Annotated in this window: 9 protein-coding genes; 4 read left to right on the top strand and 5 right to left on the bottom strand. The window is 58.8% G+C overall.

All coding sequences use genetic code 11. The annotated features are described in order from the left end of the window. Positions 1-452: 452 nt before the first annotated feature. The 3 genes from pepN to ACQQ2Q_RS01985 all read left to right on the top strand — a co-directional run bounded on the left by pepN (position 453) and on the right by ACQQ2Q_RS01985 (position 6,410). Positions 453-3,104, top strand: a complete 2,652-nt coding sequence (gene pepN, locus ACQQ2Q_RS01975) for an aminopeptidase N (RefSeq protein WP_428185342.1) — start codon at positions 453-455, stop codon at positions 3,102-3,104. 298 nt (positions 3,105-3,402) lie between these two features. After that, on the top strand, positions 3,403-5,727 hold the full coding sequence (locus tag ACQQ2Q_RS01980) for a PAS domain-containing sensor histidine kinase (protein WP_428185343.1): 2,325 nt from the start codon (positions 3,403-3,405) through the stop codon (positions 5,725-5,727). Between the two features lie 86 nt (positions 5,728-5,813). After that, on the top strand, positions 5,814-6,410 hold the full coding sequence (locus tag ACQQ2Q_RS01985; protein ID WP_428185344.1) for a DUF922 domain-containing Zn-dependent protease: 597 nt from the start codon (positions 5,814-5,816) through the stop codon (positions 6,408-6,410). Positions 6,411-6,427: 17 nt separating this feature from the next. Here ACQQ2Q_RS01985 and ACQQ2Q_RS01990 read toward each other — a convergent pair whose 3' ends face one another. Beyond that, positions 6,428-8,419 carry a putative bifunctional diguanylate cyclase/phosphodiesterase gene (locus tag ACQQ2Q_RS01990; protein WP_428185345.1) on the bottom strand — a complete coding sequence of 664 codons (1,992 nt, stop codon included), beginning with the start codon at positions 8,417-8,419 and terminating at the stop codon, positions 6,428-6,430. 231 nt (positions 8,420-8,650) lie between these two features. Between ACQQ2Q_RS01990 and ACQQ2Q_RS01995 the strand changes: the two genes are divergently transcribed. Next, the gene (locus ACQQ2Q_RS01995; RefSeq protein WP_428185346.1) at positions 8,651-8,836 is read left to right on the top strand and encodes a hypothetical protein; all 186 of its coding nucleotides are present in this window, start codon (positions 8,651-8,653) and stop codon (positions 8,834-8,836) included. A 132-nt stretch (positions 8,837-8,968) separates the two neighbouring features. Here ACQQ2Q_RS01995 and ACQQ2Q_RS02000 read toward each other — a convergent pair whose 3' ends face one another. The 4 genes from ACQQ2Q_RS02000 to ACQQ2Q_RS02015 form a co-directional block, all read right to left on the bottom strand. After that, complete coding sequence (locus ACQQ2Q_RS02000) at positions 8,969-11,926, bottom strand: bifunctional [glutamine synthetase] adenylyltransferase/[glutamine synthetase]-adenylyl-L-tyrosine phosphorylase (protein WP_428185347.1); 2,958 nt, start codon at positions 11,924-11,926, stop codon at positions 8,969-8,971. Positions 11,927-12,001: 75 nt separating this feature from the next. After that, positions 12,002-13,408, bottom strand: a complete 1,407-nt coding sequence (locus ACQQ2Q_RS02005) for an ATP-binding protein (RefSeq protein ID WP_428185348.1) — start codon at positions 13,406-13,408, stop codon at positions 12,002-12,004. Positions 13,409-13,420: 12 nt separating this feature from the next. After that, positions 13,421-14,176 (bottom strand): response regulator transcription factor, encoded by a 756-nt coding sequence (locus ACQQ2Q_RS02010; RefSeq protein ID WP_428185349.1) that lies wholly within the window; start codon positions 14,174-14,176, stop codon positions 13,421-13,423. Between the two features lie 84 nt (positions 14,177-14,260). Beyond that, on the bottom strand, positions 14,261-15,808 hold the full coding sequence (locus ACQQ2Q_RS02015; protein WP_428185350.1) for a Do family serine endopeptidase: 1,548 nt from the start codon (positions 15,806-15,808) through the stop codon (positions 14,261-14,263). Positions 15,809-15,852: the final 44 nt, after the last annotated feature.

The raw sequence follows: 15,852 nt of genomic DNA on the forward strand, positions 1-15,852 counted from the left end.
GACAGGAAACAGGCCGGCCGCAGCGACACATCGGCGCACAGGGCAAGGCGAATGCGGCAAACTGGCATGTCGCCAAATACGAGACAAGCCATTGGTGTCGGAAAGTCCGGGCGCGGCAAAATGGTGGGGCCATGGCGATGCGAAAATATACGGCATGACGATGCTTCACCTGACTGATCGGCGATCGGCGCCGGCCGCAACTCAATTTATACTGGTGGTAAAATACGCGTCGAAACAACCAGAAAAGGTCAGCGCTTCATTGAATTTTTAGCGCTTTTTAACGCCGGAACGGCCAAGACAAGTCTTTTCAGGGGGACAATTCTCGTCTTATTTTATCAATCGTTCAGAAATTAATGTAAATCTGTGTTTGGATGGAACAGATTTAGCGATGAAAGTCGTGGCTCCGGTCGGTCGGAACGCGAAAGAGCCTAAGCAAACAATCAGGACACACAATGCGAACAGATACGGGCCAGGTTATTCATCTGGCAGATTACCGCCCCACCGACTTCGTGCTGGAACGTGTGGATCTGACATTTGAACTGGATCCGGTCGAAACAAAGGTCGAATCGAGACTGATATTCCACCGTCGGGAGGGGGTAGATCACTCCGCCCCGCTGGTATTGGATGGCGATGGTCTGACCATGACCAGTCTGTTGTTCGACCAGATCGAGATGGAAACCGATCGCTATACTGCCACGTCGGACAGTTTGACTATTCGTGATCTTCCGGCTGACAGTCCGTTCGAGGTGACAGTCACGACACTGCTTAACCCGAGCGCAAATACGCAACTGATGGGTCTTTACCGTTCCAACGGTATCTATTGCACCCAGTGCGAGGCCGAGGGCTTCCGTCGCATCACCTATTTCCCCGACCGTCCGGATGTGCTTGCGCCCTACACGATCAATATCATTGCCGACAAGGAAAGCTGCCCGTTGCTGCTCTCGAACGGCAATTTCCTGGGCGGCGCCGGCTATGGCGAAGGCAAGCACTTCGCTGCCTGGTTCGACCCTCACCCCAAGCCCAGCTACCTGTTTGCGCTGGTGGCCGGCGATCTCGGCGTCGTTGAAGATACGTTTACGACCATGTCGGGCCGCGAAGTTGCGCTGAAGATCTATGTGGAGCACGGCAAGGAATCGCGTGCAACCTATGCCATGGATGCGCTGAAGCGCTCGATGAAATGGGACGAAGAGGTGTTCGGTCGCGAATACGACCTCGACATCTTCATGGTCGTTGCCGTCTCCGACTTCAATTTCGGAGCGATGGAGAACAAGGGCCTCAACATCTTCAACGACAAGTATGTGCTGGCCGATCCGGCCACGGCCACCGACCAGGACTATGCCAATATCGAGGCGATCATCGCCCATGAGTATTTCCACAACTGGACCGGCAACCGCATCACCTGCCGCGACTGGTTCCAGCTGTGCCTGAAGGAAGGCCTGACCGTCTTCCGCGATCACGAATTTTCTGCCGACGCGCGTTCGCGCGCAGTCAAGCGCATCGCTGAAGTGCGCCATTTGCGCTCGGAACAGTTCACCGAGGATTCCGGTCCGCTTGCTCATCCGGTGCGCCCGGCAAGCTACCGCGAAATCAACAATTTCTACACGACGACCGTCTATGAAAAGGGTTCCGAGGTCACCCGCATGATCTCCACCATTCTGGGCCGCGACGGCTTCAAGAAGGGTATGGATCTCTATTTCGAGCGTCATGATGGCGAAGCCGCTACCGTCGAGGATTTCGTCAAGTCCTTCCAGGATGCCAATGGTCGCGATTTCAAGCAGTTCTCGCTCTGGTACAATCAGGCCGGCACGCCGCAGGTCACTGTCTCGACCACCCATGATGCCCGTGCCAAGACACTGACTGTCTCGCTTGAGCAGATGATCCCTGCCACGCCCGGTCAGCCCAACAAGGAGCCGATGCATATCCCGCTCCGCTTCGCTCTGATCGACGAAGATGGGTCGGACGTCACCGCGTCAGGCATCACCGGCGGAGAGGTAACAGGCGATGTCCTGCACCTGACCGAGCGTTCACAGACATTCGTTTTTGCCGGCATCGCGTCTCGCGCGGTACTCTCCATCAATCGCGGCTTTTCCGCCCCGGTCACCATCCATTTCGATCAGTCGGCAGACGACAAGCGTCTGATCGCGCTTCATGACAGCGACCTGTTCTCCCGCTGGCAGGCCATTACCGATCTTGCCCGTCCTGTGCTTGCCCATGCCGCAACGCAGGCTGCCAAAAACGAGGACGTCGGTGGCGATGCGCGCTTCGTCGACGTGCTGCTGCAGATTGCGGGCGATGAAACGCTTGAGCCGGCCTTCCGCGCCCAGGCGCTGTCACTGCCAAGCGAGGCCGATATTGCCCGCGAACTCGGCTCCGACACCGATCCCGACGCCGTTCATGCGGGCCGTGAGGCCATATTGAAGCAGATTGCGGATGCCGGCTCGGATCTGTTCGGCAAACTCTATACGGCCTTGGCCGATGTCACCGGCCCGTTTTCACCGGACGCCGAAAATGCCGGTCGCCGCGCGCTCAAAAATACAGCCCTGGGCTTCATCGCCCTGTCAGACGCAACACCTGCCCATGCGGCCGAGGCTTTTGCCAAGGCCGATAACATGACGGATCTTTCGCAGGCGCTGACAGTTCTTGCGCATCGCTTCCCGGATTGCGAGGAGACAAAATCAGCGCTCGAAGCCTTCGAGTCCCGCTTTGCCGACAACGCGCTGGTGATCGACAAGTGGTTTGCCATTCAGGCCACTATCCCCGGTGACGGCGCACTCGACCGCGTCAAGGCACTGGTCGCCAACAAACACTATATCGCCAACAACCCGAACCGCGTGCGCTCGGCCATCGGCAGCCTCGCCTTTTCCAATCCCACCGGGTTCAACCGGGCGGATGGCGCAGCTTACGATTTCCTCGCTGCGCAGATCCTGGAGATCGACAAGCGCAATCCGCAGCTTGCAGCCCGCTTGCTGACCTCGATGCGGTCGTGGCGACAGCTGGAACCCGTGCGGGCCGAAAAGGCAAAGGCGGCCCTCTCCACCATTGCCAGGGCCGACAAACTTTCCGCAGATGTCCGCGACATCGTCGATCGCGTTCTAAAGAGCTGATGACGGACGGAGGCGGCTCCCATATGCCGCCTCCCCACCGCTTGAAATTTCCGCTGTCTTCGCTTTCGCGAAGCAGGGGCTCAGGTGACTGAAACACCGGAAAACGCCATGTCCGCGTTAACCTTTTCCTTGAGATTCAATCCCTTGGCCTGATCGCTCGAGAAAAAAGCGATTCGAATGAAGCACTTAATACTTTGTTCACCTTCGCCGTCTGGACACGACGAATCAGTGATGATTCATTGAGTCCGATTCGGGCGAGCGGCGCCTCGAATCGCACGAGGAATAAGAGGCGGACACGATGGCGGACGTGCGGCAGGAGACTGCAGCCGATGGCCGTATGGGGCTCCCATATGGTCGAATTTCAATGTTCCTTCGGGATCTCCTGTTTACGGGAGCAGCAGATCCCAGGCGAATGGAAATCATACTCAGGAACGCCATACCGGTCCTGATCATTGCCTTTCTCATGGTCGTGGCCATGGCACGAACGGTCGGCATCCTGGCCGAATACGGGCGAATGGAAAGCAATGCACGGCAGTCGACGGCGATGTCGGCGGCGGTGGCGACGGCGGCATTTTCCGACAAGGCCGACTTGTTCGTCAATCGCGACCGTGGCAGCGCCGAAAAACTGCTGTCGCAGTTTCTGCCCCAGAGCCGCCTGAACCCCAGCGCCTATATCCTGCTGATCGATCCCGCCGGACAGATCTTTGCAGGCTCAGCGTCAGCCGTCGGTTTCATCGGCCAGTCGCTCACAAGCATCCTGCCTGAAGTCGCCGCCATCCGCCGCTATTCCGACAAGACCGGGACCATCGAGACCCATATCAACGGCAGGCGCCATGTCGCCGTCATGGAACCCGCAGCCGGTGGGTCGCTCATCCTCGTCACCCAGTCGCTGGCCGATATCGATGCCTTCTGGCGCAGTGAAGTGGCGTTGAATGTCACGCTGTTTGCCGGCATATCGATGACGCTTCTGGTCATTCTCTATGCCTATTTCATGCAGGCCAAGCGCGCCCGCGAGGCTGACGATATCTTCCTGGAATCCAATTTGCGGGTGGAGACTGCGCTGTCGCGCGGTCGCTGCGGCCTGTGGGATTTCGATCTGTCGAGCCGCCGTCTGTTCTGGTCGCGTTCCATGTATGAAATGGTCGGCATGAAGCCTTCCGGTGCCTCGCTCTGCTTTGGCGATGCCGCCCGGATGATGCATCCCGAAGACGGCAATCTCTACAAGCTTTTCCGCTCGCTCGGCCGCAGCGACAATCATCAGATCGACCATATCTTCCGCATGCGCCATGCTCAGGGCCATTATGTGTGGATGCGCGCCCGCGCGCAGGTGGTGCGCACCCCCAATGGCGGCAGCCGCATCATCGGCATCGCCATGGATGTGACAGAGCAGCATCGTCTGGCACAGCGCTATGCCGAGGCTGACCAGCGCCTGATGGATGCCATCGAATGCACATCGGAGGCCTTCGTGCTGTGGGACAAGAACGACAAGCTGGTGATGTGCAATGCGCATTTCCAGAAAGTCTATGGCCTGCCAGACGATATGCTGACACCGGGCAAGGATCGCGCCGCTGTGGTGAAGGCTGCTGCCCGGCCGATCATCCAGCGCCGTGTCGCCGATCCGGACCAGACAGGCAGCTCGCGCACCACCGAGGTCCAGCTTGCCGACGAACGCTGGCTGCAGATCAACGAACGTCGGACCCGTGACGGGGGCCTGGTGTCGGTGGGTACCGACATCACCCTTTTGAAACGCCACCAGGAGCGGTTGCGCGATCAGGAGCGCCGCCTGATGGCCAATATCGGCGACCTGTCTTCCTCGCAGAAGACGCTGGAGCGGCAGAAGCAGGAGCTGTCCATCGCCAATGCCAATTATCAGGTGGAAAAAGAGCGTGCTCAGGCTGCCAACAAGGCCAAGTCGGAATTCCTCGCCAATATGAGCCACGAACTGAGAACCCCGCTCAACGCCATTCTCGGTTTCTCGGAAATTCTGCAGACCGGCATGTTCGGTCCCATCGGCTCACCCAAATATTCCGAATATGCCCGCGACATTCATGACAGCGGCAAGCATCTGTTGAATGTCATCAACGATATTCTCGACATGTCGAAGATCGAAGCCGGCCAGATGCGTCTGCGCTGCGAAACCATCGACCTGTCTCCGCTGATCGACGAAAGCCTGCGCCTGACCTCCATTCCGGCGGAGGAAAAGAACATCACCATCGAGCAGCGTATTTCGACCAATCTGTCTGTCGTGGCCGACCGCCGTGCCATGAAGCAGGTGCTGTTGAACATTCTGGCCAATGCGGCAAAGTTTACCAATGAGGGCGGCCGTATCGCTCTGCGTGCCCGCCCCTGCGCCCAAGGTGTGGCACTGACGATTGCCGATACCGGCATCGGTATTCCGAAAGAGGCGATCAACAAGATCGGCCAACCCTTCGAGCAGGTGCAAAACCAGTATGCCAAAAGTCGCGGCGGTTCCGGTCTGGGACTTGCCATCTCGCGCTCACTCGTTGCACTCCATGGCGGTGCTTTGAAAATCCGGTCTCGCGAGGGCAAGGGTACGGTCGTGCAGATCTTCATCCCGCATGGCAAGGAAGACGTGCTTCCCCAGAAGAAGCGCATGGCGTAGGGCAGCGTTTGCCCCGCGCGACTGTTCAGCATTGAATTTCGATCTCTGGCTTCATAGACTTGCAGCCAATCTGCAAAGGAGCCGTCGTGAAGGCACGCATTGTCCGCTCTGCATTGACGATCGCGACCGTCCTTGCCCCGCTCGGCGCACTCGCCGGCGGCCAGGTCATCGAACAGGTCGAGACCTACAGTATCAACGGTGAAAGCGCGCGTGCGCTTTATGACTCGATCGGCGAACGCGGCCCCATGCTGGGGAATTCCCGGGTCATCGCGCAGACGGGTTTCAAGCTCACCTGGCGCCGCGATTATCAGAACCGTCACGGCGGCTGTGTGCTGGCGTCTGCCGTTCCGAGACTGGTCATCACCACCAAGCTGCCCAAACCATCTGCCAGGCTCCCGGCCGATGTCGCTGCCCGCTGGGCGGTCTTTATCGAGGGTGTGACGGCGCATGAAAAGGTCCATGCCGAGAATATCAAGGTCCTGGCCCGGGAGATCGAGAAAGCGACCGTTGGCCTTTCAGCGGAGAACGATCCAGACTGCAACAGACTGCGGGCGAAGATGCAGCCGATCCTGAAGGAGATATCGGATCAGCGTCGACAGAAAGACCGAGACTTCGACAAGGTCGAGTTCGGACCGGGCGGCACAGTGCAGCAACTGGTCATCGGGTTGCTCGGTCCAGGCTGAACCGTTTCTGCGGCCATTCAGGATGCGCGCGCTGCCACCGGCATTCGATCGTCGGACAGGAGAAGTTCAACGGTGTCATCCGCGCTGACGGGACGGGAGAAATAGTATCCCTGCACGGCTTGAACGCCCAGTGACTTCAGAATTTTCAGTTGTTCCAGGGTCTCCACGCCTTCCACGATGGCGTCGATATCCATATCCGCACACAGAGCCAGAACCGACTTCACGATCTTGTAGCTCGAATCGCGCTGCTCGATCTCCTGTACAAAGGATCCGTCGATCTTGATCTTGGAGAGCGGCAGGTGATGGACATGGCTGAGGCTGGAATAGCCGGTGCCAAAGTCATCGAGCGAAATGCCCGCCCCCATATTGCGCAACAGGGTTATGGATGCCTTCGCCTGGTCGAAATCATGCATGATCGCCGTCTCGGTGATCTCGAAATTGATCCGTGCCGGATCGAAGCCGCTGGCATGGACAATACCGATAATGCGCAGGATGCCTTCGGCAGAGGCCAGGTCGTGCGGTGAAAGATTGAATGACAAATAGCAATCACCGGGCCAAGTCGAGGCTGTCTGCAATGCACGTTCCAGGACCAGGCGCGTGATCGTCAGAATACGGCCGTTATGTTCGGCCACGGGAATAAATTCCGCTGGCGATACGCTGCCGATGGTCGGACTATCCCAGCGCGACAGCGCCTCGAAACCGACACAGCTGTTGGAATTGACGTCGACGATCGGTTGGAACACCAGCGACAATTCGTCTTCCAGAGAGGCGCACAACAAGGCCTCCTCGACCACTTTCAGACGCGACAACTCGTCGGCCTGCGCGGCATTGAATATCATGACACCGGCGCGTTGGCGGCGTTTGGCGGTGTAAAGCGCATAGTCTGCGCGGTCGTAAAGCTCATGGCCGTTGGTGCCGACCTTGGGGTAGATAGCGATACCGAGAGAGCCGGTCACATGCACATTTCCGGCACCGATGCTGATGCGCTCTGCAATCGCGTCGCAAAAGGTCATACCGAAACTGGAAAGCTTGCCTTCGTCGGCGACACCGCAGACCAGAAGGGCAAATTCATCGCCACCGAGGCGATAGACGCGGGCCTTGCCCTCAGCCACGATCTCCAGCCGCCGCGCAACCTCCACCAGAACCTTGTCGCCTGCGGAATGACCGTGCATGTCGTTAATCGGCTTGAAGCCGTCCAGATCGATCACGCCCACGGCCAGCGCCGTGGAATTCGTCTTGGCCGCGTCAAATTCTTTCAACAGATCGTGGAAGAAACTGCGGCGGTTGGCCAGCAATGTCAGGCTGTCCATATTGGCCAAGCGCAAATTTTCGTCTGACAGCGCCTGCATGGCAGCATTCTGATCCTGCAGCACAAGTCGCGACTGGCCGAGTTGACGAAAGTCGCGATAATGCGACTGCAACACCACAACCATGGCCATGCAGACCAGAAGGAAGTTGATGCCTATCGCGTTGAAAATCGGTTCACCATGCAGGAGCATAAAGACAAGAAATGGGGCATTGACCAGGCAAGTGACAATCAGCGCGGCAGAACGCAAATGCATCAGACAGAAGATGATGCCGATCACGGTGATGGCAATGTAAAACGCGACATGCGCCTGCTGGTAAGGATTGCCAAGCGGCATCAACATCAGGGACCAGGCAACGCAGACGAGCGCCAGGGGGCCTGCCAGGCGATTTGTCGAGCGCAATTGACGATAGGCTTCGTCGGCATCGACAACAACATTGTGTCGGCGATACCACCCCAGACCGCGGAAGACAAATATCGCCACCATCGCCAGGGGTATATAGATATCCAGCCACGCGGGAGCGGTATTGATATGCGTCCAGGATACGGCCAGTGTGTTGACGGCAAGGATAAAATAGAGAAGCGGTACCTGCTTGGAAAAAGCCTCATACTGCGCGCGCGTCAGTTCCGGATTGTCATTGGGAACGCTTAGAAACTCGCTGATCTTGCGAGCCACCCATCTTCCGGTTTGTATCATGCGCATACGTCGCTCCCAGTCAGATAATAACTGCCCAAGCTCAGGACGAGATTTCGTTTTCGCTGTGAAACCTCGCAGAAACCTGTTAAATTAGGGATAAAGAAACAACGCTATACTTGGCTTCACAGTCGCTAAATCTTGCCAGACCGTCGCGTGCCTCCATTGCCAAATTTGTTCGCGCTTCGGGAACTGCTTGGCCGCTCCTGCGTTGATGAAGGCTGGGAGGAGGTGATCTCGATGAAATATGTAGCCGAAGACGAAACGAAAGCTGGTGAAAACCGCGAGGTGTTCAGCGTGCAGGACTTCTGCGACCGTGAACATGTCGACGTCAACCAGACGCGCAAGCTTTTGCGGGTGCTGGGATCGTTTGCGACCAAGCAGGAACTGCACATGAACCTGCAGCGACGTCCGGCGTGGCGCTAATGCGCGTCGGGGCTTGCCCCAAGGGATGTCGGCGGCAAGCCGTCTGAAGAGTAACCCTGCGCCGCACAGATGTTGGTGAGGTTTTGCGGATGTCTGAGGATACTCAGCCCCGCTATTCCAGCCAGCCTTCGTTTATGAGGGCCTCACCACCTTGTCGAACACCTTGCGCACCGCTTTTGACAGCCGCTTGACCTCCGCTTCGAGCGTTTTCATGTCCGGACAATCGGCTGCTCGACAAAGAAGATCTGCAAGGCCTGCCGGAATATCGTCAGCATCGAAAGGCCCGTCAATGCAGAGCCGGATGATCTGGGACAAATCCGTGAACAGCGTAAGCGCTGCAAGGCAGGTCTCCAGATCGTTGCGATCCATCAGGCTTTTGCCCAAGACTGTCAGCGCCTGAGCCGTGCTGAGCCCGGACGTGGCGACCGTCACGCCCCGAGCAGGGCCGACCAGGGTCAGAAACTGGGTTATGAATTCGATGTCGATCAGGCCCCCTGGGATGAGCTTGAAGTCCCAGATGTCGCGCGGCGGCTTTTCCTTGCCAATCAGCGTGCGCATCTCTTTCACATCGGCTGCAATCTTTTTCTCGTTGCGAACCTCGCCCATCACATCGGAGATGATCGCTTGCGCCCTTTCGATCAGATCGTCATCGCCAGCCATCATCCGTGCCCGCGACAGTGCCATATGCTCCCAGGTCCAGGCTTCGTCCTTCTGATACCGCTCGAATGCATTGAGGCGGGTTGCCACCGGGCCCTTGTTGCCGGAGGGGCGCAGGCGCATATCGACTTCGTAGAGCACACCCTCTGCCATCGGCGCAGACAGGGCTGAGATCAGGCGCTGTGTCAGTCGGGTGAAATAGCGCACCGCATCCAGCGGCTTGTCACCAACACTTTCCACCACCTCCGCGTCATAGTCGTAGAGCAAAATGAGGTCGACATCGGACCCGGCCGTCAGCTCGAAACTGCCCAGCTTGCCCATGCCGGCAAGCGCCACCCGTCCACCGGGATAGACACCATGGGCGCGGTCCATTTCCTTGCGTACCACATCAAGCGCCGCGCCGATGACCAGCGATGCCAGATCAGCAAAGGCCCGGCCAGCCTGCGTTCCATCGATCGATCCGGTCAGAAGACGGATACCGATCAGGAAGCGGTGTTCGGCGGCGAAGATACGGAGCTGATCCAGAAATTCCTCATAGTGGACACGGCCAGCGGTAAAACTCTCAAGTCGATGTGCCAGATAATCGCGGGTCGGAAGTTGAGCCATCAATGCCGGATCCAGCATGCCGTCAAAGACATGGGGACGCTTGGCGATGATTTCCGCCAGGCGCGGTGCAGCCGACATGATATTCACGGTCAGCTTCAACAGCGGCGGGTTATTACCGAGAAGCGAAAACAGCTGAATGCCGGCAGGCAGGCCCGCGAGAAACGTGTCGAAGCGCATCAGCGCCTCGTCCGCGCGGCGGCTTTCACCGAACGCTTTCAACAAGAGCGGGATCAGTTCGGTCAGCCGCTCGCGCGCCTCGACCGACTGCGTGGCCCGGTAGCGCCCATAATGCCATGTGCGGATCACACGCGACATGTCTTCGGGTCTGTCGAATCCCAGTTTTGCAAGCGTCTTCAGCGTATCCGGATCGTCATTCTGACCGGTAAAGACCAGATTGCCTTCCGTGCCCGACAATCCCTCTTCTTTCTCGAACAGGCGGGCATAGCGCTTCTCCACCGTCTTCAGCACGGTTTCGAGTTCGCTCGAAAAACTCGCCGTATCGGCAAAGCCGCTCATCAGGGCGATGCGGCGCAATTCCGGCTCCGTTAACGGCAGCAGATGGGTCTGTTCGTCATGGACCATCTGAATGCGGTGTTCCACATCGCGCAAGAACCAGTAGCAGACGATCAGCTCGCGGGTGGTGGCATCATCCACCCAGTTCGCGGCATTCAATGCCTTCAGCGCCGCCTCGGTCGACCGCGTCCTCAGTTCCGGCATTCGCCCGCCGGCGATCAGTTGCTGGGTCTGGGCGAAGAACTCGATCTCGCGGATACCGCCGCGGCCAAGCTTCACATTGTGCCCCTTGACCGCGATTGTGCCGTGGCCCTTATGCGCGTGAATCTGACGCTTGATGGCGTGGATATCGGCGATGGCCGCATAATCCAGGTATTTGCGGAAGACGAAGGGGGTCATTTCCTTGAGGAAGGCTGCACCTGCCTCCAGATCGCCCGCCACAGGACGTGCCTTGATGAAGGCTGCACGCTCCCAGTTCTGTCCCCTGCCCTCGTAATACAGCAGCGCGGCCTCCACCGGCACGGCAAGAGGTGTCGACCCCGGATCGGGGCGCAATCGCAGATCGGTTCTGAACACATAACCGTCGCCGGTGCGCTCCTGCATGATGCGCACCAGACGTCGCATCATGCGCCCATAGATTTCCAGCCCGTCATCGGGATCGGGCAAGATGCCGGCCTGTGGGTCGAAGAAGACGACAATATCGATATCGGAGGAATAGTTCAGTTCGCGGGCGCCATGCTTGCCCATGCCAAGCACAATCAGGCCACTGCCGCGCGATGGCTCGCCACGGTCAGGCAAGGTGACCTTGCCGGCATCGTCTGCGGTCAGCAGCAGGTGATTGATCGCCGCCGATACGCTGGCATCGGCAATGGCGGTCAACCACTCCGTCGTATGGGCCGCATCAAAGATCCGGGCCAGATCGGCCATGGCCAACAGAAAGGACACCCGCCGCTTGGCAATGCGCAATCGCGTCATCACCTGGCCTTCCGTGGGAAGAGTGCCATCGGCCTGGGGCTTCCAGGCGTCGCGCGCCGCGTCAACAAGACCTGTCAGCAAGGGTTCCAGCGGTTGGCCGATCGCCAGAACAAGGATCTCGGGATCTCGCGCTGCGATGTCGCGCAAATGCGGAGAGAGGCTCAGTGCTGCGGCGACAAATTCGTGGAGCGGCGTCATCGTCTCCAGCATGTCGGCAATTGCCGGATGCGTCGCGCCAATGTCGCTCAGAATTTCTCCGACAGACTTCAATTCGCTCTGGTTCAGCGGATGCAGCGCACCTGCATGCACCTCGCTCAGCGCGCTGGCTGTTTGCTGCACGTCAAATCTCCTCCAGGGCAATACCTTTTCGCCTATGCGGCCTCCCGAACCGCATCGCGAATCCTGAATGGGAGATTAGGCTTTGCGCGGCGGAAAGACCATGGTTGCGGTGAGGCCCGGATGGTCTGCGTCGCTTTCATCCGTTGCTAAAAGCTCCAGCCGGCCGCCATGCAGTGCCATCACAGCCTCGACCAGAGACAAGCCAAGGCCTGTGCCCGGCTTCGAGCGGCTTTCGTCGAGCCGCACGAAACGTTTGACCGCCTCTTCGCGCTGTTCGGACGGGATACCCTGCCCGTTATCGGCAACCGATAGCCGGACGTCGCCGTCGCGCGTTGTAACGGATATGCGGATTTGCGGCTGTTCCGCGCCGTCTGCATATTTGATCGCATTGTCGAGCAGATTGAAGATTGCCTGTCCTATCAGTTCGCGATTGCCGCGCACTGACAGGCCCGGCGCAATGGTGGAGACCAGCGAAAGCCCCGCTTCTTCGGCCACCGGCTCATAAAGCTCCACACTATCGGCAGCGACGGCTGAAATGTCCTGGTCGGACAATTCGGCTGCGATCGAACCTGCCTCTACGCGTGAAATCATCAAAAGTGCGTTGAAAGTCCGGATCAGCTGGTCGGATTCGGCTATGATACCTTCAAGAGCCACGCGCCGCTTCGCCGCGTCATCCTCATCAAGCGCTTCGGATGCCTTGTGCCGCAGCCGTGTCAGGGGTGTCTTCAGGTCGTGGGCGATATTATCGGAGACTTGCCTCAAGCCCTCGTTGAGCTTGCCGATGCGGCCCAGCATCTCGTTCAGACTGCCGGACAGCCGATCGAATTCATCGCCCGATCCGGAGACAGGAAGACGCTGCGAGAGGTCACCGGCCATGATCTTCTTGCTGGCGGCAGACACCCTGTCGATGCGCTTGAGCGCGTTTCGACCGATGGCAAACCAGATGATCAGCGCACCGCCGCCCATGATGGCAAGCGCCACCATCAGGGCCTTGCGCACGAGCAGTCTGAGACGGGCCGGTTCGCCCAGATCGCGTCCCACCAGAATATGCAGTCCATTGTCGAGTTTCAGCAGGAAGGCGACCGCAACATGACGCCGTTCATTGCCCGCGCCCGAATAACGCTCATAGCGGAAAGGCTCGTTCGTCCAGCCCTCGCGGCCGAGAATGCCCGGCTGCACCGAGGCAACATTGCCGGCCAGGATTTCACCGCTGGGGCTGGCGATCACATAAAGGTTGGCGCCCGGTGCGCGGGCGCGTCGCTCCATGGTACTGAGCAAGAGGTTCATGCCGCCGCTCTTGTAGGCGCCGTCGACCTCGCGCACCTCTTGCAGCAAGCCTTCCTGGGTCTGCTGGGTCAGCACGCGTTCTGACAGTGCCGTCACATAGAAGACCAGAAATGCTGCGCAAAGCGCAAAAAGGATCATGTAGAGTGCCGACAGACGCACGGCGGTCGACTTGAACAGCATGGACAGGCGGTTCATGAAAAAATACGCTTACCCTTCGTCCTTGATCATATAGCCGGCACCGCGCACGGTCTTCAGCAGCGATGTCTCGAATTCCTTCTCGATCTTCGAGCGCAATCTCGACACATGGACATCGATGACATTGGTCTGGGGATCGAAGTGATAGTCCCAGACATGCTCCAGCAACATCGTGCGGGTGACAACCTGTCCGGCGTTCTTCATCAGATATTCGAGCAGGCGGAATTCCCGCGGCTGCAGCAGGATCTCCTTGCCGCCCCGACGCACCTCATGCGACAGGCGGTCAAGTTCCAGATCGCCGACCCGATAGACCATGTCCTGTTCCGGTTTGCCCTTGCGGCGTCCCAGCACTTCGACACGGGCCAGAAGCTCGGAAAATGCATAGGGCTTTGGCAGGTAATCGTCGCCGCCTGCCCGAAGGCCCGTGACACGGTCATCCACCTGACCGAGCGCCGACAGGATCAGCACAGGCGTGTCGATTGACTTGCGCCTCAGTTCGCTGATGACCGACAAGCCGTCGCGGCGCGGCAACATGCGGTCAATCACCATCACGTCATAGCTGTTTTCCGTGGCCATGAACAAACCGCTTTCGCCGTCGCTGGCGTGGTCGGCAACAATGCCGGCTTCGCGGAAGGCCTTGGTCATATAGGCTGCGGCTTCTAGATCGTCTTCAATTACCAGTATCTTCATGTGCGCGACCATATCGCCGGCTGTACCCTTGGCACAATCGGAATCGCCCGAATTGGAAATTTGCTCGACCCGTTCCATCTCTCTTCACCTTTCCAACACAAAAAAGAGCGCCGGGCTGCTTATTGCTGCTCGGCGCTCTCGCGCTTTGACCCCTTAGGCCAATTAGCTGTTGTCGAGTGGCAGAGCGACGAAGCGGTTGCCGTTCTCCGTTTCGATCATCACCAGAACCTTGGTGCGACCTTCCTTCTTCACGGCGTCGATTGCCTTTTGCGCCTCTTCCACAGATGAGACTTCCTTGTTGTTGACCGAGGTGATCTTCTCACCGGGCTTCACACCCAGATCGGCAGCATCCGAGTTGGGATCGACATTGGTGATCGTCAGTCCGGCGCCATCGTCTGAAGGCTGAACGTCAAGACCCAGATTGGCCAGAGCCTGCTCTGTTGCTGGCGCGGCATCCTCGTCGGAGCCGTTGCCGTCGGCCTTTGCCATCTGCTTGTCGGTCGGGAACTTGCCCAGTTCAACGGTCTTGGTCAGCGACTTGCCACCGCGCCACAGCGAGACTTCCACCTTGGTACCGGGTGCAAAGTTGGCGATCTTCTTGGCAAGGTCGCGGTTGTCCTTCACCGTTTCGCCGTTCACGGCAACGATCACGTCACCCTGCTCGATACCGGCAGCCACACTCGGAGAGCCTTCCTGCGGCGCGACAACGATTGCGCCACTGGCTTCGGCAAGACCGAGGGATTCTGCGATATCCTTGGTCACAGGCTCGATCTGAACACCCAGCCAGCCACGATCGACGGTGCCCTTCTCGATCAATTCCTTGACCACATTCTTGGCCAGCGAGGCAGGGATCGCGAAGGCGATGCCGACGTTTCCGCCGGATGGAGAGAAGATCGCGGTATTGATGCCGATGACTTCGCCACTCAGGTTGAAGTCCGGACCGCCGGAGTTGCCGCGGTTCACGGCGGCATCGATCTGGATATAATCGTCATAAGGACCGGAGCCGATATCGCGGCCGCGGGCAGAGACGATGCCTGCGGTCACCGTTCCACCAAGGCCAAACGGGTTACCGACCGCCACGACCCAGTCGCCAATGCGGGCGCCGTCACCGTCGGCAAACTTCACATAGGTGAAGGTCTTCTTCGGCTGGTCGACCTTCAACACGGCGAGATCGGTGCGGCTGTCCTTGCCGATCAGCTTGGCCGGATATTCGGTGCCGTCCTTCATCACGACGGTGAAGGCAGCGCCATCGTCGACAACGTGATTGTTGGTGACGATGTAGCCGTCTTCGGAGATGAAGAAGCCGGATCCTTGCGAGGTTGGGCGCAGCTTGCCCTTGCCGTGCGGAGGCGGAGCCTTGCGGCCGCCGTTGTCGCCGGGCATGCCGAACTCACGGAAAAAGCGCTTCAGCGGATGATCGTCCGGGAGATTGTCCATTCCCTGACCGCCGAACCCGAAGGAGAAGGAGCCATCGTCGGATGCCGGCTGCACGTCCGTTTCAACACGAACGGAGACAACGGCTGGCGAAACCGCCTGAACCACGTCTGCAAAACTTGGCACCTGCGGCGCCTGTACGCTCACTGCATCGGCATAGGACGGGGTGACGAGAGCGGGAACGCCACCGGCCAGCATGACAGCTGCGAGACCAGCTGCTGTGGAGGCCTTCAGGAATTTGTCGAGAGGAGTGCGGGAAGTCTTCCGATTGAACATTGTTCGTACCTTCGTCAGTTGCTTTTGCGTTATCGCCCAAGTGC

The sequence above is a fragment of the Agrobacterium sp. ES01 genome (genome assembly GCF_050320885.1).
Classification (GTDB): domain Bacteria; phylum Pseudomonadota; class Alphaproteobacteria; order Rhizobiales; family Rhizobiaceae; genus Allorhizobium.

What these genes read in the sequence shown, in the direction of transcription:
- ACQQ2Q_RS02015 (WP_428185350.1), bottom strand. Translation starts at nt 15,808, where the DNA reads ATGTTCAATCGGAAGACTTCCCGCACTCCTCTCGACAAATTCCTGAAG.
- ACQQ2Q_RS02010 (WP_428185349.1), bottom strand. Translation starts at nt 14,176, where the DNA reads ATGGAACGGGTCGAGCAAATTTCCAATTCGGGCGATTCCGATTGTGCC.
- ACQQ2Q_RS02005 (WP_428185348.1), bottom strand. Translation starts at nt 13,408, where the DNA reads ATGAACCGCCTGTCCATGCTGTTCAAGTCGACCGCCGTGCGTCTGTCG.
- ACQQ2Q_RS01980 (WP_428185343.1), top strand. Translation starts at nt 3,403, where the DNA reads ATGGCGGACGTGCGGCAGGAGACTGCAGCCGATGGCCGTATGGGGCTC.
- pepN (WP_428185342.1), top strand. Translation starts at nt 453, where the DNA reads ATGCGAACAGATACGGGCCAGGTTATTCATCTGGCAGATTACCGCCCC.
- ACQQ2Q_RS01995 (WP_428185346.1), top strand. Translation starts at nt 8,651, where the DNA reads ATGAAATATGTAGCCGAAGACGAAACGAAAGCTGGTGAAAACCGCGAG.
- ACQQ2Q_RS01990 (WP_428185345.1), bottom strand. Translation starts at nt 8,419, where the DNA reads ATGCGCATGATACAAACCGGAAGATGGGTGGCTCGCAAGATCAGCGAG.